The sequence below is a fragment of the Variovorax monticola genome (assembly GCF_051216855.1).
Taxonomy (GTDB): Bacteria; Pseudomonadota; Gammaproteobacteria; order Burkholderiales; family Burkholderiaceae_C; genus Variovorax.
The window spans coordinates 488,832-508,802 of sequence record NZ_JBPJZP010000006.1 but is presented as its reverse complement, the minus strand read 5'-3'; the positions used below and the strand labels follow the sequence as shown (position 1 = coordinate 508,802).

General features: G+C 63.2%; 23 protein-coding genes, 1 tRNA gene and 1 pseudogene. 10 read left to right on the top strand and 15 right to left on the bottom strand.

Going from position 1 to position 19,971, the window contains the following annotated elements; genetic code table 11:
• Positions 1-104: 104 nt before the first annotated feature.
• The 8 genes from ACSFA5_RS23510 to ACSFA5_RS23475 form a co-directional block, all read right to left on the bottom strand.
• On the bottom strand, positions 105-2,495 hold the full coding sequence (locus tag ACSFA5_RS23510; RefSeq protein ID WP_435446444.1) for a glucosaminidase domain-containing protein: 2,391 nt from the start codon (positions 2,493-2,495) through the stop codon (positions 105-107).
• Complete coding sequence (locus tag ACSFA5_RS23505) at positions 2,495-3,850, bottom strand: hypothetical protein (RefSeq protein WP_435446443.1); 1,356 nt, start codon at positions 3,848-3,850, stop codon at positions 2,495-2,497. Before ACSFA5_RS23505 ends, ACSFA5_RS23510 begins: the two co-directional genes overlap by 1 nt.
• A gap of 1 nt (position 3,851) precedes the next feature.
• Positions 3,852-5,036 (bottom strand): hypothetical protein, encoded by a 1,185-nt coding sequence (locus ACSFA5_RS23500; RefSeq protein ID WP_435446442.1) that lies wholly within the window; start codon positions 5,034-5,036, stop codon positions 3,852-3,854.
• A gap of 3 nt (positions 5,037-5,039) precedes the next feature.
• A complete protein-coding gene (locus tag ACSFA5_RS23495) occupies positions 5,040-5,585 on the bottom strand; it encodes a GNAT family N-acetyltransferase (RefSeq protein ID WP_435446441.1) in 546 nt (181 codons plus the stop codon).
• Between the two features lie 2 nt (positions 5,586-5,587).
• The gene (locus ACSFA5_RS23490; protein WP_435446440.1) at positions 5,588-6,175 is read right to left on the bottom strand and encodes an aspartyl/asparaginyl beta-hydroxylase domain-containing protein; all 588 of its coding nucleotides are present in this window, start codon (positions 6,173-6,175) and stop codon (positions 5,588-5,590) included.
• Entirely contained in the window at positions 6,172-6,438 is a 267-nt protein-coding gene (locus tag ACSFA5_RS23485) for a hypothetical protein (protein ID WP_435446439.1), read from the bottom strand. The genes ACSFA5_RS23490 and ACSFA5_RS23485 overlap by 4 nt, the downstream gene beginning before the upstream one ends.
• Positions 6,438-7,718 (bottom strand): hypothetical protein, encoded by a 1,281-nt coding sequence (locus ACSFA5_RS23480; protein ID WP_435446438.1) that lies wholly within the window; start codon positions 7,716-7,718, stop codon positions 6,438-6,440. Before ACSFA5_RS23480 ends, ACSFA5_RS23485 begins: the two co-directional genes overlap by 1 nt.
• Positions 7,719-7,833: 115 nt before the next feature.
• A complete protein-coding gene (locus tag ACSFA5_RS23475; protein ID WP_435446437.1) occupies positions 7,834-8,550 on the bottom strand; it encodes a hypothetical protein in 717 nt (238 codons plus the stop codon).
• 230 nt (positions 8,551-8,780) lie between these two features.
• On the opposite strand from ACSFA5_RS23475, the gene ACSFA5_RS23470 reads away from it, so the two are divergent.
• From ACSFA5_RS23470 to ACSFA5_RS23430, 9 genes and pseudogenes are all read left to right on the top strand, one after another.
• Positions 8,781-8,918, top strand: a complete 138-nt coding sequence (locus ACSFA5_RS23470) for a hypothetical protein (RefSeq protein ID WP_435446436.1) — start codon at positions 8,781-8,783, stop codon at positions 8,916-8,918.
• The gene (locus ACSFA5_RS23465) at positions 8,918-9,088 is read left to right on the top strand and encodes a hypothetical protein (protein WP_435446435.1); all 171 of its coding nucleotides are present in this window, start codon (positions 8,918-8,920) and stop codon (positions 9,086-9,088) included. Before ACSFA5_RS23470 ends, ACSFA5_RS23465 begins: the two co-directional genes overlap by 1 nt.
• The gene (locus ACSFA5_RS23460; RefSeq protein ID WP_435446434.1) at positions 9,085-9,663 is read left to right on the top strand and encodes a TMF family protein; all 579 of its coding nucleotides are present in this window, start codon (positions 9,085-9,087) and stop codon (positions 9,661-9,663) included. Before ACSFA5_RS23465 ends, ACSFA5_RS23460 begins: the two co-directional genes overlap by 4 nt.
• Complete coding sequence (locus ACSFA5_RS23455; protein ID WP_435446433.1) at positions 9,660-9,953, top strand: hypothetical protein; 294 nt, start codon at positions 9,660-9,662, stop codon at positions 9,951-9,953. The genes ACSFA5_RS23460 and ACSFA5_RS23455 overlap by 4 nt, the downstream gene beginning before the upstream one ends.
• Positions 9,950-10,195: a phiTE_015 family protein gene (locus ACSFA5_RS23450; RefSeq protein ID WP_435446432.1), complete on the top strand. Its 246-nt coding sequence runs from the start codon at positions 9,950-9,952 to the stop codon at positions 10,193-10,195. The genes ACSFA5_RS23455 and ACSFA5_RS23450 overlap by 4 nt, the downstream gene beginning before the upstream one ends.
• Positions 10,195-10,485, top strand: coding sequence for a hypothetical protein (locus ACSFA5_RS23445; protein WP_435446431.1), 291 nt, complete (start codon positions 10,195-10,197; stop codon positions 10,483-10,485). The genes ACSFA5_RS23450 and ACSFA5_RS23445 overlap by 1 nt, the downstream gene beginning before the upstream one ends.
• Positions 10,482-11,006, top strand: a complete 525-nt coding sequence (locus ACSFA5_RS23440) for a DUF1643 domain-containing protein (protein WP_435446430.1) — start codon at positions 10,482-10,484, stop codon at positions 11,004-11,006. The genes ACSFA5_RS23445 and ACSFA5_RS23440 overlap by 4 nt, the downstream gene beginning before the upstream one ends.
• Positions 11,003-11,149 (top strand): annotated as a pseudogene (locus tag ACSFA5_RS23435) (helix-turn-helix domain-containing protein); the annotation flags it as partial. The gene ACSFA5_RS23440 and the pseudogene ACSFA5_RS23435, both read left to right, overlap by 4 nt.
• A gap of 17 nt (positions 11,150-11,166) precedes the next feature.
• Positions 11,167-12,159 carry a tyrosine-type recombinase/integrase gene (locus tag ACSFA5_RS23430; RefSeq protein WP_435446429.1) on the top strand — a complete coding sequence of 331 codons (993 nt, stop codon included), beginning with the start codon at positions 11,167-11,169 and terminating at the stop codon, positions 12,157-12,159.
• A gap of 64 nt (positions 12,160-12,223) precedes the next feature.
• Here the strand turns inward: ACSFA5_RS23430 and ACSFA5_RS23425 are convergent.
• The 5 genes from ACSFA5_RS23425 to tolB form a co-directional block, all read right to left on the bottom strand.
• Positions 12,224-12,299 (bottom strand) — tRNA-Lys (locus ACSFA5_RS23425).
• A 50-nt stretch (positions 12,300-12,349) separates the two neighbouring features.
• Positions 12,350-13,192 carry a tRNA threonylcarbamoyladenosine dehydratase gene (locus tag ACSFA5_RS23420; RefSeq protein WP_435446428.1) on the bottom strand — a complete coding sequence of 281 codons (843 nt, stop codon included), beginning with the start codon at positions 13,190-13,192 and terminating at the stop codon, positions 12,350-12,352.
• 16 nt (positions 13,193-13,208) lie between these two features.
• Positions 13,209-13,958 carry a tol-pal system protein YbgF gene (gene ybgF / locus ACSFA5_RS23415; RefSeq protein ID WP_435446572.1) on the bottom strand — a complete coding sequence of 250 codons (750 nt, stop codon included), beginning with the start codon at positions 13,956-13,958 and terminating at the stop codon, positions 13,209-13,211.
• Complete coding sequence (pal, locus tag ACSFA5_RS23410) at positions 13,958-14,473, bottom strand: peptidoglycan-associated lipoprotein Pal (protein WP_435446427.1); 516 nt, start codon at positions 14,471-14,473, stop codon at positions 13,958-13,960. The genes ybgF and pal overlap by 1 nt, the downstream gene beginning before the upstream one ends.
• Before the next feature lie 26 nt (positions 14,474-14,499).
• The gene (gene tolB, locus ACSFA5_RS23405) at positions 14,500-15,726 is read right to left on the bottom strand and encodes a Tol-Pal system beta propeller repeat protein TolB (RefSeq protein ID WP_435438272.1); all 1,227 of its coding nucleotides are present in this window, start codon (positions 15,724-15,726) and stop codon (positions 14,500-14,502) included.
• Between the two features lie 264 nt (positions 15,727-15,990).
• Here tolB and msbA point away from each other — a divergent pair, with 264 nt between their 5' ends.
• Positions 15,991-17,775 (top strand): lipid A export permease/ATP-binding protein MsbA, encoded by a 1,785-nt coding sequence (gene msbA, locus ACSFA5_RS23400; protein ID WP_435446426.1) that lies wholly within the window; start codon positions 15,991-15,993, stop codon positions 17,773-17,775.
• A gap of 36 nt (positions 17,776-17,811) precedes the next feature.
• Here msbA and rng read toward each other — a convergent pair whose 3' ends face one another.
• Positions 17,812-19,338, bottom strand: a complete 1,527-nt coding sequence (gene rng / locus ACSFA5_RS23395) for a ribonuclease G (RefSeq protein ID WP_435446425.1) — start codon at positions 19,336-19,338, stop codon at positions 17,812-17,814.
• A 7-nt stretch (positions 19,339-19,345) separates the two neighbouring features.
• Entirely contained in the window at positions 19,346-19,948 is a 603-nt protein-coding gene (locus tag ACSFA5_RS23390) for a Maf family protein (protein WP_435446424.1), read from the bottom strand.
• Positions 19,949-19,971 lie beyond the last annotated feature (23 nt).

Sequence of the window (19,971 nt, the reverse complement as noted above, 5' to 3'; positions counted from 1 at the left end):
GGTGGCTTTGATGGAAAATGATGAGATGGACTACAGCGACTATCTCTGGCTAAAGCTGATCGGCTTTGCCGTCTTTTGCTTCGTCGTTGCCTTCTGGAAAGCGCTCAACGGACGCTAAGAGCGGGCGCGGCGCGGTAGCCTATGGTTCTGGCCCCCTGACTCAACGCATTGCGCAACGCACTAGTTTGTGGCCCTGAAAGCAGCCTTGCTGCCTCTTGTGGGTCAAGCAGGGCATTGCTCAATCTTTCCTGGATCTGCTTATTGGCCGTACCGTAGGGCAGTTGCAGCACGCGACCCAAGGTCGATGTGGCCGCAGTAGACCCGCCAAGAGTCCCGCCTAGTGCCCCCTGAAGCAATTGGTTTTGCGCCAAGTTTTGAACCGTGTTTGAGCCGACCGCGCGCCCGACGTTGTTGGCGATTTGGCCTGCGTTCAAGTCTGCTTGAATGTTGCGCAGCACCTGAAGCTGTGCGGGGCTGAGATCTTTTGCCAAATCGGCGCCCTTGTTCTTCAAGACGTTGTTCAGCTTCGCGCCCGAAATGATCGCGCCGCCCTGCGAGTCCACAGACCCCGTCTGGATGCTTTTCAGGATGTCTTCCAACTTCTCCATCTGGTTGATCGGCACGCTCTCGTCCGCGTACTTCTGCAGGTAGCCCTTCCAGTTCGGCGCACCTCGTGTAGTCGGGCCGATGGCGTTGGCTGGCATCGCCTTGGATGCTTGATCGATGGCATCGTCAATGAAGCCCTTCACCCCAGAGAGCTGGGAGGCCGCGTATTTCAGATTGCCAGCTTCGCCCTGCAGCTTTCCGCCCAACACATCGTTGATGTCCTTGCGGATGGCGTACAGAGCCCGAGCGTCGATGGCGCCATCCTGCGTGAAGTTCTCGATGCGAGACTTGAACTGGTTCAGGGCCTGCTGGGAAAGTTGCCCTGCGTTGTTCGGATCAGCGATCAGCCCGTCAATCTGCTGAATGATTCCCTGCGATGGCACTTTCCCTGCAGCGTTCAGAGCCTCTTCCCGCATCGGCCCCGTCAATGCATTCCGGGCTTGCTTGGCAAGATCCAGTTTGCCCGTGTTCCCCGCAATCCCCTCAATGGCCGACGACCTCGCTTGATTCTGCGCCGTCTGACGTGCAGCGAGCGCCGATGCGTATTCGGGGGTGGAGTTCTGCATCGTTCGGCTAAGTGCAGCAAGGCCCTCGTCCCCTGCAGCCATGGCCGTGGTTGGCATCGACCCCGGAACAACCGGGGCAGATCCACGCAGCTGCGAAAGCGCATTGGTCGGGTTGGTAGCGGTGTTGCGCAGAACATCGCCTGCAATGCGCTGCTGCCCAGCAGCATAGAAGGGGCGCACAGCAGAACCAAGCGCGTTACCGGCCACCGTAGCGGCCTTGCCGACGATTGGCAGAGCTCCACCTACAGCGGCACCGAGACCGGCTGAGTTCGGATCAATAGCCCCGGCGGTGATGCCGCCAGTGATGGCTCCGCCAAGGCTTCGGATGCCGAGGTCGGCCGCGCCGTTGACAAGGCCAGGCGCGACCTTTTGAGCCGCCGTCATGCCGCCAGATGCCAATGCATTGCCAAGGCGCTCCATCCCCATGACCTTGGCGCCAGCGCCCAGTGCAGGACCGACAGGCAGCGTAGCGAGGATGTTCCCGCCGACACGCCCGGCGCTTGCAAGGCTGCTGCCGCCGTACTCGTCCGCGAAGTCCTGTTTGCCTTGCTGGTTCATCGCGCGGACTCGGGCGCCCTCCCCCTGCTGACCAGTCACCAGGCCGGACACATTCGGCCCATTGCCGGTCAGCTTGTCGTATCCAGAGGCGAGCAGTTCAGCGCCAGTATCGATCGGATCTTTGACGCCGCGGGCAACACCCATTGCGATGGCGTCCAGGGCGTTGGGCGTGTTGTTCTTTGCATCGCGCTTGGCCTTCGGGTAGACGAATGCAGCCCCACTAGGTTGCGGCGCTTCCTGTGCTGGGGGAGTCGGCCCGGCAGCAGATGCAAAGGGGTCGAAGTCCACGGGCGCAAGCGTCGGGCCCGCGGCGGCCTTGGCAGGCGTCATCTTGGCCGCGGTCGTGACCTTGGCGACGTAGCCAGGGTCTTCGGCATAGCCACCGCTCTTGAGCGCCTTGGCGAAGTCCTCGGGCGTCTTGGCGTTCACTGCGCTAGGGTACTTGCGCTGGATCAGGCTGACGTAGTCGTCAACAAAGTGGTCCGGCGTCTCATATGCGCGGTACTTGTCCCGGCTGCCAGTCATGTTGTCGGTTGCGCCGACACCACCACCGCCGAAGTCCTTGATGTTGCCCAGGTTGTTCGTGCCGGGAATTACTGACTTTCCCCAGCCGGTCTCAAGACCCCACTGCCCGAGCACTACCTTCGGATCGACGCCCAGCGCCTTTGCAGCTTTCTCCGCGGCGGCACCGTAGCGCGCGGAAAAATCGTCAGGCGTGGTGGACTTCTTGAAGGGGTCGAATCCAACAGAGACTAGTTCGGCCATTACTCTTTCACCTCAAACCATTTGCCGTTTTGCTGGACGTAGTATTTCCCGTCAGGCGCTCGCTCGGCGCGCATCTCATTGCCACCGATATTGATCGTCTTGCTGGGGGGTTGCTTCGACTTCAGGCCTGCGGCTGGCGAAACTGGCGCCGGGTTGCCGCGCACCTGTGACACACGGTTCTCTGCGTCGGGAACTTCTGCCAAGATGCCGCGGGTAGCCAGGTCTCGATTGGCTTTCTTCTGCTTGATCGTCTCCGGCTTGTCACCGGGCTGCGGGAAATACTGCTTCTCGGCATTGTCGAACTCACTTGCGGAGATGGCTGCGCCAGACTCTCGGCGAAGAACCGCGTTGATGTAGTCGCGCTTGGCTTGGTCGAGCTGTTGGCGCTCTTCAGGCTGCAATGCGCTAATGACGCCGCCAACGACTGGGAGGCGCGAGCCAGGGACGGAGCTGTTGACACCCTCGTTCGACAGCTTGTCCAGAATCTCCGCAGAGACCTGCATGCGGGTGCCGAACTGCAGCGCCTTTGCCTGCGTGTCGTTCAGCGGCTTGCCCCCCGCTGGCTTCGTGTTCGGGTCAGCAGGACCGCCGACGATGAAGCGCAGTTGGCCGGGGTTGGCAGGATCAGGCTCGTAGCCGGAAGGAATGCGCCCTTGTTGCTGGCGGATCTGGTTCTGCTCCCGAGCCCGTGCATCGGTCATTTGCGCATTGGCTGCCGACTGAGCAACGCTGGCCATGCTGTCAGGAGATTGCGTTCGTGCCTGAATACCAGCAATGTCCGTTTGCCCGGTAGCCGGGTTGGTGCGCTGCGTCTGCAGCGTCCCACCGAGGTTTTCGGTCGTGAACTTGCCCAGTACCTTCTCTGCATCACCGCCCCAGCCCTGCGCGAGCTGCCGCAACTTGTTCGGGTCGTTGCGGGCGCCATAGATCTGCGCCTTGGCGCTGTCCACCATCTGCGGCGGAAGCCCATATTGCTGCTGGGCCATCGAAAGCGTTTCGATGGCGTTCTCTTCGGTGGGGTTGGCCAAGATCATCCCCGCGCCGTTCTTCATGCCTTCAGCGACCAGCTTGCCTCGCTCTGCTTGCGCCTTCTGTTGCTCGGTCTGAAACTTGGCAGCATCCATCGACTGCTTGCCAAGACCTGCCTTTTGCAGTGCTGCAATCTGATCTGCGCCCTGCACCCCAGATTGCAGCACTTGGCGGTAAGCCTGGTCATCGGCCATGCCGCGCTGTGCCTGCTGAAGCTGCAGCGCCCCAAGCTGGGACTGCTGCAATTTCGCTTGCATTTCGGACGGGTCTTGCAGCGGTGTAACGCCGCGCCCGGCCTGCAGGATGATGTTTGGATCAAGTGGCATATCAGACCTGAGAGTTCCAACCGTTGTTTGCATTGATCATGTTGCCGAGCGGGTCGCTGTTTCCGCTGTAGCCGTTAGACCCGCTGTAACCGCCGCCCTTTGACAGCATGTTGTTCCAGTTGTAGGTGTTCACGGCGCCATTGATGCCAGACTGCAGTGCATTGCCGCTTGCCACTTGCCCTGCAGATTGCGCATTTGCCCCCTGCATTAATGCATTCCCGGAGTTGTTCGCCGCCTGCTGATTGCCTGTGCCCACCTGCGCTGCCGAGTTCTGGCCGAGCGTCGACACGCCGGTCAAGAAACTGTAGATGCGGCTGCGGTTGTTGTCGTAGGCGTTGAGGTTGGTGTTCCAGGCGTTTTGCTTGGCCGTCAGGTTCGTGTTGTAGGTCGAGCTCGCACGATTGAAGCCTTCGTTGAACTTCGTGCCCGCATAGTCCTCATTGAACCGGGTTAGCTCCTTCATGGCCGCACCGGAAAGGTAGTTGCCTCGTGCGGCTTGCCCGCGGTCAATGCCTAGCGTGCCTTGATCGAGGCCGAACTGATAGCCTGGGTCGTTCTTGAGATCCTGCCCCGTGAAAGAGAACGCTGGGCCCGGGTCGAACTCTGCGCCATTGTGGAACGGGGTGAGGAGAGAGCCGTAGGTCGGGTCCGACTGCAACGCCTTGTTCTGAGCGTCCTGCTCGTCGTAGTACTTCTGGATCGCGGCATTCAAGCCTTCTTCGTCAATGCCCGAGCCGCCCCCGCTCTGTTGGGAGGCGTTGTCATAGAGACGATAGCCGTCCATGCCAGGATTTGACCTGTTGCCCGAGGTCCAGAGAGATGAGATGTCATCTTCTCCTGCTGCGGCCTGCTGCGGGTTCGAGCTTCCAGCATTGGGCTGTTTGGTATAGCGGCTCAGAAGCTGCTCGCGAACCTGCGCTGGGGTCAGCCCCGTAGCCAAGCCCATCGAAGTGACGCCGCTGGAGCCAACACCACCAATGCCGAGGTATTGATTCAGCTTCGATTGCGCTGCGCCCCCCGCTTGCGTCCAGGGCGCGAGATCGGCGCGTTGTTGTGCAGCGGCCATCGCTTGCATTTGCGCCGACTGTTGTCCTGCAGCGGACTGAGTGTCAGCCGCGCTTTGCGCGCCATTTGCGGAAATAGCTGCGCCAGCCACCCCAGCGACGGCTCCGATTGCTGCGACCATGGCTTACTCTCCCAGAACTTTGATGTAGAGGCGTTCCGTCTCGGTCCAGCCCATGTGCTCAAAGAGCGGTCCGGCGTCGAGAGAAAGCTTTGTCCCGGTGAACATCTTTTGAACACCCCTGGCCTTGAGCGTCTTTTCGACAAACTCAAATAGCCGCAGAGGCGTGCGCCCAGTCCGGTACTGGGGTGCGATGTAATAGATGTCTGTGAAGGCGCTCAGGCTCTGGCGATAGTGCAGGTGCGGCCTCACGATGCTGAAGTGATAGCCGATCACCTCGCCTTCTTTGCGTGCCACGACGATGTGCAGCATTCCGGCATTGGCAAAGGCTGCATAAGTGTCGAAATCAGGGTCCAGTTTGATCTGATCCCGATTCACCGCCACCTCGGCCCAATGCAGTGGCCACAGGTGGGCCATCTGGTCCTTCACGTCAAACCAGTTCTCCACAGCGTAAGTGATAGCCACGCCAGTTTTCGGCTTTGAAGATGCTGGCGCCTCCAGCATGAAAGCCGCGACTCCTGGCCCCATCCCGCCCGCAATGAACGCGCCCATGATCAGATCCTTATGTCGATGACCATGTGGATACGCTCCACAGGGCTGTTGTTGATCACTTCATGGGCTGGCCTGTCGTCGTCGGGCCCACCCTTGCCATTGTCGAACCACCATGCCTCGCCGGGAGCCATGCAGACCTGCTCGTCGCCAGCCGAGAACACGACGCCGGGCGCGCTCTGCAGGCAGATGTGGTGACGCTCCCAGTAGTTCGCATGCTCAAGCGTGTCCGCATGCTTGTAAATGCGCCCACCAGGCTGGATTCGGTTGATCATCACGCGGCCAAGCCGAGTGCCGCGCACATAGGAAAACAGGTTCATCACGAGGTCGCGGGCCTCGGGCAGCTTGTCGAACACCAGCAGATCGATGCATTCGTGCTGGTCGACCGTGCGAATCAGCTCCTGACGCTCTTCCTCGGTCTTTGGCACTGCGCGCGGCGGAAAGCGCAGGATGATGCTGTCGGTCTCGCCGAACGGCCCCTGATGAAAAGTGCGCAGATAGGTGTCGTCGTGCCACCAATCCCGGTTGCGGGCGATCTTGGCGAGCAACGGCCCGGTGTTGATGCCCACAGCAAGGCGATGGAAGTTCTTCAAGATGTCGCTCCCGTAGCGTCGCACCAAAGGATTGCAGGCTTTACCTGCTTGACCCAAATTGGCTTGTTCAATGTCGTATCGAAGTAGAAGCGGCCAAGCCACAACACCGTGGTCGGTCGGTCGACCGTGGGGCCGGACTGCTGCACCGACACGGCGGCACGTTGCGTGCGGCTTACCCACTGGCCCCAAGGGGCGGTCAGCATCCCCTCGTCATCCACCACCGGCGTGTCTGTCGGGTAGTCGTAGTTGTTGCTCGTTGCCATTACCGCCCAAGCCTTCCCCAAGCAGCGACGAAGACGGTCTTGACTGGATCGGTGATGCGGAACTTGAACAGCCAGTCACGAGCGCGGCCCAGCTTGCGCCATACAGCGCGGCGGCGGTACTCGCCCTGCTTGCCCATCGGCACCCAAATTTCATTGCCCCAGGTGTGGCCGCCGTCCTTGGACACGCTCATCATGATCTTCGGGTCCGCGCCCTGACCAAGCAGCGTGCCGGTGCCGGACTCCATCTCAAGCCACAGTTCATCGACGCAAGCCCAGTCCCCGTTCGATTGGTGGCGCGTGATGAGCTCTCGGGCGATCTGCTGACCATCGTCCGAATAGAGCCCATCTTGAAAGTAGTACAGCTTGCCGGTCTCCCAGTCGGTCACATACGAACGATCAAGAAAGTTCTGCTGCATCTCGCCACGGTGACGGCCGCCCGACGATTCCACCTTGCTCCAGGCTTTGGTGAGCCCGTCATAGAGCCACGACTCACCGCCTGAAGGGAAGTTGATCTGATAGAACGGGTGCCCGCTCACCATGTAGCTGAAGCCGGTCGCGTTCTCTGTTGCCGGGTACTTCGAAAACACATAGTCGAGCTCTGGCGTGGACACAGCGACGGCGTTGTATCCGGACAAAGTGCAAACCTGCACTGCGCCCAGCCTGTTGCGCCGTAGGAAGATCAGCGAATCCATGAACTTTGCGAGCGACCAGCGTGCCGCAAGGCCCCACTCAATCGCCGCGGCTCCGACCCGTGCGAATGGGAAATCGAGCGCACCTGAATCGCCCCAGAACTCCGTCGTCTCGGGCCCGAACAGAACGAGCTGCCCGTTGTCGGCGATCAGTCGAACGAGGTTGTCAGGGTTGGATTCCGCCGTCGCAAAGTCCAGCGCGCTCCAAGCGAGGCCGTCATACAGCGTCGAGCAGTAGAACTGACCTGAATCCGGCTTGGTGACGACGAAGTAGCCATTCAGAAACGTGACTGTCGATGCGCCAGGGAAGCCCGGCACTGTGATCTGGCTGAAAACGGTCGTCAGCGTGTTGTAAATGTAGCCGTTAGGCCCATCCACCACGATGATCTGAGTCCCGTTGTCGGAGATGTCCACTCGGCCCGCCGAGGTCAACAACGTGCCCCGATTTGTCATCGTCCCATCGTTCGACACCTGCCAAAGCGTGGAGCGGTTCACCACATAGAGGAAGTTGTCCTTCCTGTAAATGCAGCGCGATGGGTAAGCACCGAAGTTCACGAACGCCAAGAGGCCGGGCGTCGGAAACAGCGCCAAGGTGCTCTTCTCAGAGTCCTGCTGAATCTCTACGTACAGGTTCGTCCGCTTCTGGGCATCGACGTTGACGGACTTCCCTACATTGCCAAGACCGAACAATGGAGCGGGGCTAAGCCTAGTAGCCATCGCTCAAAATGTTGTATTGCCCACTGCCGGAGTGGAAGCCCGACGACATCGCGGTAACTTCGAGACTGCGGGTCGCCGGCTGACTGTTGAGGCGCTTCAGACGTGCGATGGCGTTCGTAGCCGACTGCACGACCAGCGGGGAAATCTCGGTGTTGTTCGCCTGCGCGAGCTCTACGGCCAGAGAATCAACAATGGCTTTCTTGTAGCCAGACGGCAGCGCTACTGCAGTGTTGAGCGTGGCGAACTGCTGCAGTGCGGTCGTGAAGCGCAGGAAGCAAGTCGACGCGCCCAGTGGGTAGAAGTGCAGCGTGGCGAGCGGGTAGGTCTTCTCGTACCAGACGCAGCACGGCCACGCTTGGGCGAGACCCTTCAACCGGATGTTGTCGTACTGCTGCCCGCTTTGCAGAATCTCCATCGGGTAAGAGACCCCATTGATCTGTGCATAGGCCGAGACGAGCTCATTCGGGCGGGCAAAGGTGAAATCTCCACCAGTGCCCACGGTGTACGACAGCGCCCCCGTCAACTGCACTTGCTGCAGCGTCTCCACGTAGATGAACAAGCGGTCCAGAGACCACGAGTCAAGCATGAGGTTCAGCGTGTCCAGCGAGTCCTGAGCGTCCTCATCGGACAGGATGTCACCAGTGCCGAGAACTCGCGCCTTCTTCAGCGACAGCTTGATCAGGTCGAGCGCGCTTGTCGTGGCCATTACTGCGCCTTGGGCTTCGGACCGGGCTTGCGACGCACCACGGCCTCGGCAATGGCCTCTACGTCGACGGGCTTCACGACCAGGTCAGCGCGCGGGAATGCGCATGGCCCCAGTGCTCTTGTGCAGATCAAGTCGAACGCGGATGCATCGCCCAGGATGTTTCCTGGACGAACCCGCCGCACCGCTCGCATCTCTGCGGCGGCTGCAAGTACGTTTGGCGCCCCGCCGACGTGCCCACGAACGGCGTGCGGGCCATCAAGACCACGGGCAAGGCCGACAGCCCCATCCGTGCCGCCCTTCAAGGCAACTCCACCGAGATGACCGAGGGGGCGATCAAGGGCTCGGCGACGGACGGGGAGGCACTGTGATGTTTGATCAAGAAAACATCGACCAGCTCAAGGCCGAGTTCTGGGAGAAGCACCGCGCGTGCGAGAAGGCGGCCTACGCGCTTGCCGGTGCACTCCCGGTCGGTGCTGAGCGCACACGCTTCTTCAGCCTCTACGAGATCATCCGCACCGCACCCAGGGAGTCTGCATGACCAACACCCCCGCACTCCCCTCCGCATCGATCCCTGATGCCTTCCTGCATGGGATGGCAGAGGCGCCCAAGGTGGTGGCGTACCTCGTCACCGGCCTGCGCGACGACAAGCCAGGCCTTTGCTTCGAAGACGAGCGCGGCGACTATGGCGATGAGGATCACACGCCGGTGTTTCATCCGCTGTGCAAGGTTTCCGACGCGACGGCAGTAGACAAGGAATCCTTGCGTACTGCCGCTCTCCCCCCGCACCCAGAGCCGCACAGCCACACCTGGACCGAGGCGGAGAAGCGCAGCATCTTGGCTTGGGGCGCTGCAAAGGATGCCGAGATTCAGGCGCTGAGGGCCCAATACGAAGCGCGTGAACTGGAGGCGCACCAGCTCAGCGAGACGATCATCAAGCTGAGGTCCGTCATCCGCGACCACAACGCCGACTGCGAAGCTCGATGCGAGCAGAAGCAGCAAAGCGGTGATGCCCACTGCCCGTATGCGAAGTACGGTCGGCAATGCCCTGACTGCCCGCGCGATGGAATGCTCGACGCCGCCGTCTCAGCTACTGGGGAGGGCGGGCAATCGTGACCTACCAACGAAACGAAACGCCCGAGCCGTTGGCATCGGAGCCCATCAAAGTGTCGATCTTGCCGACAAAGATCTGGATCGAGAACACGATCTTCGGCCAACGCATCGTAGTCGTCCAACACGAGGGCATGCCGTCATTCGATTACTGCATCTTCAATTACCGGTACGGCTACACCGATAACGCGAGTACGTGGGCCGCCGCGCAAGACATGGCGCGAAGCCTCGGCGCAGTGGACCCCATCGAAGTGCGCTACCGTCAACTTGACCCTCAGCCGAAAGGAACCTCATGACCACGCTGCGAGAAGAATTCGAGGCGCTGGCAAAAAGCAAAGGCTTGGAGGTGGAGCTGAAAAAGCCCGATGGTCGCTATTGGTCGAGCCATACGCACTTTGCATGGGGCTTTTACCAAGCCGCTGCCGAGCGCTGCGCAGTGCTGTGCGACGCCATCGCCGCATCCGAGCAAGCGATGCACAACACGCAGGCCGAACAAGCAGCCGATGCTTGTGCCGCGGCATGCAGAGGGGGTGCGTGATGAGCACGATTCAACCCATGCAGCGACTGGTGTTCCGAGCGCCTACAAGGGGTCGCACCTACTTGACTGCACGCGCGGCAGCAAAAGCCGAGGCGGCAGCCATGCTGGCTCGCAAGTACCCGACTGAGAAGCCCGAATACGACGCCATCGGCGGCATGAGTTACGACCACGGCTATCACTGGAGCGGAGACGAGCGGCTGGTAAAGGTGCATGCGCGCCTCGCAAAGCGCCTTCTGGCCAATCTACGTGCCGCGGCAATCAGGGCACAGGCCGGAGGTGAGCAGACATGAGCGCGATCATCAGCTCATGCGGCAAGTACCGCTATCGCCTTGAGCGCACTGTCGGCATGGAAGGGCCGGTCTACGCCTTCTTCGGCGTCAACCCGAGCACAGCCGATGCCAGCATCGATGACGCCACGGTGCGCAAATGGACCGGCTTCGTAAAGACGTGGGGCGGTAGTCGCTTCATCGTCGGCAACGTCAATCCCTTCCGCGCCACCGATGTGCGCGAACTGGCCGCGAACAGAATGACCATCGGCGCATTGCACGATCAGATGCAGCACCTCGACGCCATCGTTCGAGACGCCGACATTCTGGTGCCGTGCTGGGGGAATCGCAGCAAAGCGAAGCACCTCGGCAAAGACTTCGACACCGTGCTGGCGCTGCTGCTTGGTAGTGGCAAGCCGGTGAAGCATTTCGGCTTGACGGCGAGCGGCGACCCGAAGCACCCGCTCATGCTCGGCTACAGCACACCGCTGACCGACTTCCGCGCTGCTGCCGCTCTCGGGCGGGATGGAGGGGATGGGGGATGAGCGACCTTCTGACCGCCGCCGAAGTTGGCCGGCGCCTCGGCATCTCTGCCAGAACCGTCTACGCCATCGCCAAGGCCGGGCGCTTGGCCTGTCACCGTCTGGGCCTCGGGAGCGGCGCTATACGATTCGACCCCGCTGACATTGAAGAATACAAGAACCTATGCCGATCACCCGCCACCACACAGGCTGCTGGCTTTTCCAGTTTGACCGCGTCATCCCCGGAGCCGGCCGCCAGCGCGCTAACCGCCTACTTCCGAAAGACTGGACGAAAGCCAAGGCACAGGCATACGACCAGCGAGAAACAGGCCGTCTCTACGCGCTTGCAACTGGTGTCGACAACGAGCGGCACCTGATCGAAGAAGCCGTTCTGCTGTACCTCAAGGAGCACGCCGTCAACCTCAAAAACCACGACGACATCGCGGGGGCGCTGGAGATCCTGCAGCCATTCTATGCAGGCCGCCCCATGTCAGAACTGGCGGAAGTCGCTGAAAGCTACATCGACAAAGCCTTGGGCGAGAACGGGAACGCCCTCAAGCCGGCGACAATCAGGAATCGCTTGGCCTACCTGAGGGCGGCATGCCGTTGGGCCTGGAAGCGCAAGAAAATGGGGCAGCACGACCCTGCGGAGCGAATGATTCTGCCGGCAGCCAACAACGCCAGGCACGTCTACTTGAGCCGCGAGCAGGCCGTGCGGGTGTTCCGGACCATGGGGCTGTCTTGGTCCCGCGATGCGGCGCGTGTAGCCTTCTACACCGGGTGGCGGATCAGTGAGGTGCTGTCCGCGGTCCCTGCCGAAACGCATTTAGGTCTGGCCCTGTCGATCCCGGACACGAAGAACGGGCTGCCGCGCATGGTTCCGGTGCACAGCAAGATCGAGCATCTGGTGCGCCGTCACTGGCCGCCTCAGGTGACCAAGTGGACAGTCAGCAAGCAGCTCAAGAAGGCTCTCAAGACCAGCGGGCTGGGGCACGCACGGTTGCACGATTTGCGGCACTCTGCGGCGTCGGAGATGATCAATGCGGGGGTGTCGCTGTTCACGGTCGGCGGCGTCCTTGGGCACAAGAGCCAAGTGAGCACCGCTCGGTATGCGCACCTTGCGCAGGGCGAGCTGAGAAAAGCTGTACGCCAGATAGGCAACCGAAAGGCCGGATGACTTGAGTCAAATTCTCCCAACCATGTGGGTTTTGTTGAGCATCAAATCTGCCTTGGTTCCCGAGTGGTAGGACGTACTGGATTCGAACCAGTGACCAACGGATTAAAAGTCCGCTGCTCTACCAACTGAGCTAACGTCCCGGAACCATTTTTTTGCTTCTTGCCGACGTTGAATCCGGCAAAGCCTAAGATTATAGCGCGACGTTCGACGCGATTCGGTCAAGCACCCAACCCGCCGCGCATTGACCGAAAGTCGCGGTCACGCTGACCACCGATCCGTAGCCGTGGCAGTTGAGCGAACCGTCGCCTTCGATGGCACACGACGCATCGGGCGGCGCCACGCTTTCGCGGCTGAAGACGCAGGCCACGCCGATCTTCTTGCCCTCGCGCGGAGCACCGTGCTCCTTGCGCAGGCGTTGGCGAAGTTGCGCCAGCAGCGGGTCGTGCGTGACGAGCGACAGGTCGTCGATGTCGACCTTGTGCGCCTGCCGTTTGCCGCCCGCAGCGCCGACCGTGATGAACGCAGCACGCGACGAGCGCGCCCATGCGGCCATGGCCAGCTTGGCCTTCACCTGGTCACAGGCGTCGATGACGGCCGTCGCCGGCCCGTTCGCAGCCTGCGCCGCATCGAGCAGCATGGTCCAGTTGCCGGGCTCGACGAACTCGTCGATCGCATGCACCTTGCAGTCGGGGTTGATCTGCGCAATGCGCTCGCGCATCGCTTCGACCTTGGCCTGGCCCACCGTCGATCCGAGCGCGTGGATCTGGCGGTTGATGTTCGACTCCGACACGTGGTCCAGATCGATCATCGTCAAGCGCCCCACCCCGCTGCGAGCCAGCGCCTCGACCGCCCACGACCCCACGCCGCCAATGCCGACGACCAGCACGTGCGCATGGCGGATGCGCGCGGCACCCGCGACGCCGTACAAGCGCTCGAGGCCGCCGAAGCGGCGCGAAAAGTCAGGCGCCGCGGTGTCGGTGAGGACAGCCGCGGCGACAGGATGAGCGAGATCGGCAGCGATGATGGCGCTCAAGCGAGGTCCGCTGGCATCAGCGCAGGCGGGAGAGGCGCTCGCGTCCGGCCTGCGCGGCTTCGGACTGCGGGTAGGCCTTGGTCAGGTCTTCCAGCGTGCGGCGTGCGGCGCGCGTGTCCTTCAGCTCGATCTGGCAGTTCGCGATCGACAGCACGGCCTCGGGGGCCTTGGCGTGGTCGGGTGCGAGCGACAGCATGGAACGGAAGTTCGCAATGGCTTCGTTGTAGTTGCGCGTGGCGTACTGCGCATTGCCCAGCCAGAACAACGCCGAGGCGTTGTAGCCGCTTTGCGGATAGCGCTTGACGAATTCGGCGAAGGCAGTTTGCGCCTGTGCGAACTGGCCCGCGCGAAACACGCCGAGGGCGGCTTCGAAGTCGGCCTTTTCCTTGGGGTCGGCGTTGAACTCGCGCCCGTCAACGGACACCTTCGACGGCTCGCTCTGCTTGATCTTGTCGTCCAGCGAGGTCTGGCGCGATTGCATGTCGCTGAGCGTGCGTGTGAGCTGTTCGTTCTGGCCGGTCATGCGTGCCAGGTCGCCGCGCATCTGCTCGATCTGGTTCTGCAGGTCGAGCAGGCTGCGCCGCAGCTGGCCGTTTTCGTCGGTCAACCGCTGGTCGGTCTGCTGGCGCACGGCCTCGACGCGCTGCCGAAGGTCGAGGATGGCCTTGCGGGCCTCGTCGTCCTCGAACAGCGCGGCCTGGGAACCGACCGAGGCGCAAAGCAAGGCCGCAGCCAGCGCTGCGCCTCGCAACACAGCGCGATGCATCACCGGCGGTACGTGATTTCGGCGCGGCGGTTTTGCGCCCAGACTTCTTCACCCGAGCCCGTGGCGGCCGGCTTTTCCTTGCCGAAGCTCACTGCTTCGATCTGGCTGTCGCTCACGCCCAGCAGGGTGAGCGCGCGACGCACGGCTTCCGAGCGCTTCTGGCCGAGTGCCAGGTTGTACTCGCGGCCACCGCGTTCGTCGGTGTGACCTTCGATCGAGATGCGGCGTTGCGGGTTGGCCTTGAGGAAGCGCGCGTGACCGTCGATGGCCGACTGGAAGTCGGGCTTGACGGTGTAGCTGTCGTAGTCGAAGTAGATGATGCGAGCCACATTGACCGGACCTTGCGCGGTACCGCCGGCCTGGTCGATGTTGACAGGCGCCACGGTGCTCTGGCCACCTTGGCCGGCGCCGGCGCCGGAGCGGTCGGTGACCGGGGTGTCGTTGAGCTTGGTGCCCGACGAGCAACCGGCGATAAGGGCCACGATGGCCAGCGAATAAATTGTGCGTTTCAACATTTTCGAACTCCTCAAATAAACCTTGATCATTGCTTTTGAAACGGACCCCAGTCCGGTTCTCTTATGTCTCCCGCCTGTCCTGCCAGCCGGGCCTTTATTTTTCCATCCAGCGTAGTGGTCATCAGCGCTTCACGGCCTTGCAGTTGCGTGGCGTAGACGATCAATTTGCTGTTGGGGGCAAAACTCGGACTTTCGTCGGCGGTCGTGTCCGTGATGGCGTTCACGGTGCCTGTGGACAACTCCATTACATGGAGTTTGAAGGCGCCACCCACGCGAGAGATGTAGGCCAACCACCGGCCATCGCCGCTGACAGACGGAGAGATGTTGTAGGTGCCGCTGAAGGTCACCCGGGTCGGGTTGCCACCGCTGGCGCCCATCTTGTAGATCTGCGGCGCGCCGCCGCGATCGCTCACGAAATAGATGGTGCTGCCGTCGGCCGAGTAGACCGGCTCGGTGTCGATGCTGGAGCTCTGCGTGAGGCGGCGCGGCTCGCCGCCGCTGGCCGGAATGGTGAAGAGCTGCGAGCCGCCGTCGCGGCTGAGCGTCACGGCCAGCGAATTGCCGTCCGGTGCCCAGGCCGGCGCACTGTTGGAACCCTTGAAGTTCGCGAGCAGGCGACGCTGGCCGCTGGCCACGTTGTGCACGTACACGACCGGCTTGCGCGACTCGAAGGACACGTACGCCAACTGCTGGCCGTTGGACGACCAGCACGGCGAGATGATCGGTTCGGGGCTGGCCAGCGCGGCCTGGGCGTTTTCGCCGTCGGCGTCGGCCACCCACAGCGAGTAGCGGCTGCCACCCTTGGTCACGTAGGCGATGCGAGTGGAGAAGATGCCCTTTTCGCCGGTGAGCTTCTCGTACACGTAGTCGGCGATGCGGTGCGAGGCGAGGCGCAGGTCGCCTTGCGGCACCGTGTAGCTCTGGCCGCCCAAATCTTGCCCCTTGACCACGTCCCACAGACGGAAACGCACGTCGAAGCGGCCATCGGCCAGCTTGCTGACGCTGCCCACCACGAGCGAATCGGCCGTGCGCTGGCGCCACAGCGACAGGTCGGGGCGCGAGGCCTCGTCCAGCGCCTGACCCGAAGCGTCGACGCCGCGGAACTGCCCGCTGCGTTCCAGGTCGGCCTGGACGATGTCCGAGATTTTTTGTGGCGAGCTTTCCTGTCCCTTGAAGGGAACGAGAGCGATCGGCAGCTGCGTGAGCCCGACACCCGACACCTCGACCCGGAACTGGGCCAGTGCAGGAAGCATGGGAGTGGCTGCAAGGGCCGCAATGAGCGTGCGGCGAGCAAATAACGATGAAGAAGGAGTTGGAATTGGAGTTGGCAACGGCTTGTTCATGCGGTTCGGAGAGGTTTCCGGCGAAAAAGTTTCTTACCGGCGTGACGGGGCACATGTTACACACTGGCCCGGACACGCCGTCACAAAACGTTTATCCGGCGATGCGGTCCTACACGGCCCCATGAATGCACTTGCGACTGGCCGCGAAAACGCCCCCCCGTAGAATCCGCCGCCATGCAACCTTCCCCCGGCAGCGAGAACGCGCGCCCTCCCCTGATGCGCCGCCTGGCGCGACTCATGACCTGGTTCGGCGGCTCACGCCAATGGTGGGCAACGGGCCTGATCGGCGCCTTCATGGCGGCCATCACCGAACCCCTGATGGCCGCCCTGCTCAAGCCGTTGCTCGACCGCGGCTTCAACCGCGGACAGCTCGCGCTGTGGATCGTGCCGGCCGCCGTGCTGCTGCTGTTCGCGGTGCGCGGCATCGCCCAGTTCATCTCTCAATATGCCCTGTCGCGCATTGCCAATGAAGGCATGCAGCGCTTGCGGCGCGTGCTGTTCGAGCGGCTGATGGGCGCCGAGCTGGCGTTGTTCACCCGGCAGTCGGCCAGTGCGCTGTCGAACACGGTGGTCTACGAGGTGCAGACCGGCGCCATGCTGCTGGTGCAGGCGCTGCTCGGCCTCACGCGCGACGGCTTCACGCTGATCGCTCTGCTCGCCTACCTCGTCTACCTGAACTGGAAGCTCACGCTGATCGTGGCCTTCCTGGTGCCCAGCATCTCCTGGATCATGAAGGTGTTCTCCAAGCGCCTGTACCGCCTCACGCAGCAGGGCCAGCAGGCCACCGACGAGCTGGCCTACGTCGTCGAGGAAAACGTGCTGGCGCACCGCGTGGTGCGTCTGCATGGCGCCGAGGCGGCGCAGGGCGAGCGTTTCGAGCAACTGAGCCAGCGGCTCAACCGGCTGGCCGTGAAGTCGACCATCGCACAGGCTGCCACCACCCCGCTCACGCAGATGATGGCGTCGCTGGCGCTGTCGGTCGTGGTGATGATCGCGCTCTGGCAGAGCGGCGAACAGGGCCTGACGGTGGGCGGCTTCGTCGCCTACATCACGGCCATGCTGATGCTGATCGCGCCGATCCGCCGCCTGGCCGACATGGCGGCCCCCATCACGCGCGGCCTGGCCGCCCTGGAGCGCGGGCTGGTGCTGATCGACGAGGTGGCACCCGAGTCGCAAGGCAGCTTCTCGCTGGCGCACGCCGAAGGCCGCATCGAACTGCGCAACGTGCAGGTCAACTACCGCGGCGCCGACGAGCAGCGCGCGCTCGACGGCGTGAGCCTCGTCATCGAGCCTGGCCAGGTGGTGGCTTTCGTCGGCCCCTCGGGCTCGGGCAAGACCACGCTGGTCAACCTGCTGCCGCGCTTCGTGCAGCCCAGCGGCGGCCAGGTGCTGCTCGACGGGCGCGACACCAGCGAATGGTCGCTCAAGAGCCTTCGCGCGCAGTTCGCCATGGTGAGCCAGGACGTTGTGATGCTCAACGAAACACTCGCCGCCAACGTGGCGCTGGGCTCGCAGATCGACCGCGAGCGCGTGCTGGAGTGCATTGCAGCCGCCAACCTGAGTTCGCACGTGCAAAGCCTGCCGCAAGGCATCGACACCGTGCTGGGCCACAACGCCACGCAACTCTCCGGCGGCCAGCGCCAGCGCCTGGCCATTGCGCGCGCGCTCTACAAGAACGCCCCCGTGCTGCTGCTCGACGAGGCCACGTCGGCGCTCGACACCGAATCGGAGCGGTTGGTGCAGGACGCCCTGCAGCGCCTGATGCAGAACCGCACCACGCTGATCGTCGCCCACCGCCTGTCGACCATCCAGCACGCCGACCGCATCATCGTGATGGAGCAAGGCCGCATCGCCGAACAAGGCAGCCATGAACAGCTGATGGCGCTGGACGGGCTCTATGCGCGGCTGCAGACGCTGGCGGTGCGCAGCGCCAAGCCGGGGCAGGACCCGACGCTCTGAGGCGGGCTGCGCGCCTCGGAGCAAGTTGACCGCTGCTTAAAGCAGCACGATGTCGTACTGCCCCTGCCCGATCGCGGGCTCCGACTGAAGCGAGATCGGCTTGCCGATGAAGTCGCTCAGCCCCGCCAGGTGCTGGCTCTCTTCGTCCAGGAACAGCTCGATCACCTGGGGTGACGACACGATGCGGAACTCGCGCGGCGTGAACTGCCGCGCCTCGCGCAGGATCTCGCGCATGACGTCGTAGGCCACGCTGCGCGCGGTCTTCACGATGCCCTGGCCGCTGCAGGCCACGCAGGGCTCGCACAGCACGTGCGCCAGCGATTCGCGCGTGCGCTTGCGCGTCATCTCGACCAGCCCGAGCTGCGAGAAGCCGCCCGCGGTGGTCTTCACGCGGTCGCGCGCCAGCTGCTTGCGGAACTCGCCCAGCACCTGCTCGCGGTGGTCGTCGCGGGCCATGTCGATGAAGTCGACGATGATGATGCCGCCCAGGTTGCGCAGCCGCAGCTGCCGCGCAATGGCCTGCGCGGCCTCGAGGTTGGTCTTGAAGATGGTGTCGTCGAAATTGCGCGCACCCACGAAGCCACCGGTATTCACGTCGACCGTGGTCAGTGCCTCGGTCTGGTCCACCACGAGGTAGCCGCCCGACTTGAGCTCCACGCGCCGGCCCAGTGCCTTGGCGATTTCCTCGTCGACCGAATACAGGTCGAAGATCGGGCGCTCGCCCTTGTAGTGCTGCAGCTTGCCGGCCGCCTTGGGCATGAATTCGAGCCCGAACTTCAGCAGCACCTCGAACTGTTCGCGCGAATCGATGCGAATGGTCTGCGTGTCTTCGCTGGTCATGTCGCGCAGCACGCGCTGCAGCAGGCTCAGGTCCTGGTGCAGCAGCGACATCGCGGGCATGCGCATCGAGGCGTCGCGGATGCGCGACCAGGTCTTGCGAAGGTAGTCGATGTCTTCGGCCAGTTCGGCGTCGCTGGACTCTTCGCCGTTGGTGCGCAGGATGAAGCCGCCGGTGTTCACCGGCACCACGCCGCCGCTGTCGGCCGCGGCAGCGGCCTCGATCAGCGCCAGCATGCGCTTGCGCAGCGACTCGCGCTGGTCCGGCGGGATCTTCTGCGACACGCCGATGTGGTTGTCCTGCGGCAGGAACACCAGCAGCCGCCCGGCGATGCTGATCTGCGTGGACAGCCGCGCGCCCTTGGTGCCGATGGGGTCCTTGATGACCTGCACCAGCAGCGACTGGCCCTCGAACACCTGCTTCTCGATCGGCACCATCGGCCCGCCGTTGCGGTGGTCGCGCTCGGGCGCGGGTGCGCTCGGACGCGAGCCTGGCGTGAACGGCGCCACGATGTCCGCCACGTGCAGGAAGGCGGTGCGTTCCAGCCCGATGTCGATGAAGGCCGATTGCATGCCCGGCAGCACGCGCGACACCTTGCCCAGGTAGACGTTACCGACCAGTCCGCGCTCCAGCGTGCGCTCGACGTGCAGCTCTTGCACCGCGCCGTGCTCGACCAGCGCCACACGGGTCTCCTGCGGGGACCAGTTGATCAGGATGTCTTGCATGGAATTCTTAGGTAGTGAAACCGGCGCCTCGAAGCAGCTCTGCGGTCTCGAACATGGGAAGGCCCATGATGCCCGAATAGGACCCGCTGATGTGCTCGATGAACGCGGCCGCCGCACCCTGGATGGCGTAGGCGCCGGCCTTGCCCAGCGGCTCGCCGCTTTGCGCGTAGCGCTCGATCTGCGCGTCGGTGATCTTGGCGAAGCGCACGCGCGACACGCTGAGCGCCGCGCGGCGCTGCGTGCCGTGCTGCAGCGCCACGGCGGTCAGCACGCGGTGCGTGGCGCCCGAGAGCATGCGCAGCATGCGTGCGGCATCCTTCGCATCTTCGGGCTTGCCGAGGATGGTGCGGCCGAGTGCCACGGTGGTGTCGGCGCACAGCACCGGCGCCTCTGCGAGACCGCGGCGATGAAGCCGCGCCACCGCGGCGTCGAGCTTGAGGGCCGTGACGCGCTGCACGTAGGTGGCCGGGGCCTCGTGGGGCAGCACCGCTTCGAGCGACTCGGCGTCTTCGCTGGCATCGGCCAGCAGCAGCGCATGGCCAATGCCGAGTTGCTCGAGCAATTGCGCGCGGCGCGGGCTCTGCGAGGCGAGATAGATGAAGTCGGTCAAGGTCGGTTCTCCTGATGAGACGC

Coding starts and splice junctions, on each gene's coding strand:
- ACSFA5_RS23510 (WP_435446444.1), bottom strand. CDS start 2,495: ATGGCCGAACTAGTCTCTGTTGGATTCGACCCCTTCAAGAAGTCCACC.
- ACSFA5_RS23505 (WP_435446443.1), bottom strand. CDS start 3,850: ATGCCACTTGATCCAAACATCATCCTGCAGGCCGGGCGCGGCGTTACA.
- ACSFA5_RS23500 (WP_435446442.1), bottom strand. CDS start 5,036: ATGGTCGCAGCAATCGGAGCCGTCGCTGGGGTGGCTGGCGCAGCTATT.
- ACSFA5_RS23495 (WP_435446441.1), bottom strand. CDS start 5,585: ATGGGCGCGTTCATTGCGGGCGGGATGGGGCCAGGAGTCGCGGCTTTC.
- ACSFA5_RS23485 (WP_435446439.1), bottom strand. CDS start 6,438: ATGGCAACGAGCAACAACTACGACTACCCGACAGACACGCCGGTGGTG.
- ACSFA5_RS23475 (WP_435446437.1), bottom strand. CDS start 8,550: ATGGCCACGACAAGCGCGCTCGACCTGATCAAGCTGTCGCTGAAGAAG.
- ACSFA5_RS23465 (WP_435446435.1), top strand. CDS start 8,918: ATGTTTGATCAAGAAAACATCGACCAGCTCAAGGCCGAGTTCTGGGAG.
- ACSFA5_RS23460 (WP_435446434.1), top strand. CDS start 9,085: ATGACCAACACCCCCGCACTCCCCTCCGCATCGATCCCTGATGCCTTC.
- ACSFA5_RS23450 (WP_435446432.1), top strand. CDS start 9,950: ATGACCACGCTGCGAGAAGAATTCGAGGCGCTGGCAAAAAGCAAAGGC.
- ACSFA5_RS23445 (WP_435446431.1), top strand. CDS start 10,195: ATGAGCACGATTCAACCCATGCAGCGACTGGTGTTCCGAGCGCCTACA.
- ACSFA5_RS23440 (WP_435446430.1), top strand. CDS start 10,482: ATGAGCGCGATCATCAGCTCATGCGGCAAGTACCGCTATCGCCTTGAG.
- ACSFA5_RS23430 (WP_435446429.1), top strand. CDS start 11,167: ATGCCGATCACCCGCCACCACACAGGCTGCTGGCTTTTCCAGTTTGAC.
- ybgF (WP_435446572.1), bottom strand. CDS start 13,958: ATGCATCGCGCTGTGTTGCGAGGCGCAGCGCTGGCTGCGGCCTTGCTT.
- pal (WP_435446427.1), bottom strand. CDS start 14,473: ATGTTGAAACGCACAATTTATTCGCTGGCCATCGTGGCCCTTATCGCC.
- tolB (WP_435438272.1), bottom strand. CDS start 15,726: ATGCTTCCTGCACTGGCCCAGTTCCGGGTCGAGGTGTCGGGTGTCGGG.
- msbA (WP_435446426.1), top strand. CDS start 15,991: ATGCAACCTTCCCCCGGCAGCGAGAACGCGCGCCCTCCCCTGATGCGC.
- rng (WP_435446425.1), bottom strand. CDS start 19,338: ATGCAAGACATCCTGATCAACTGGTCCCCGCAGGAGACCCGTGTGGCG.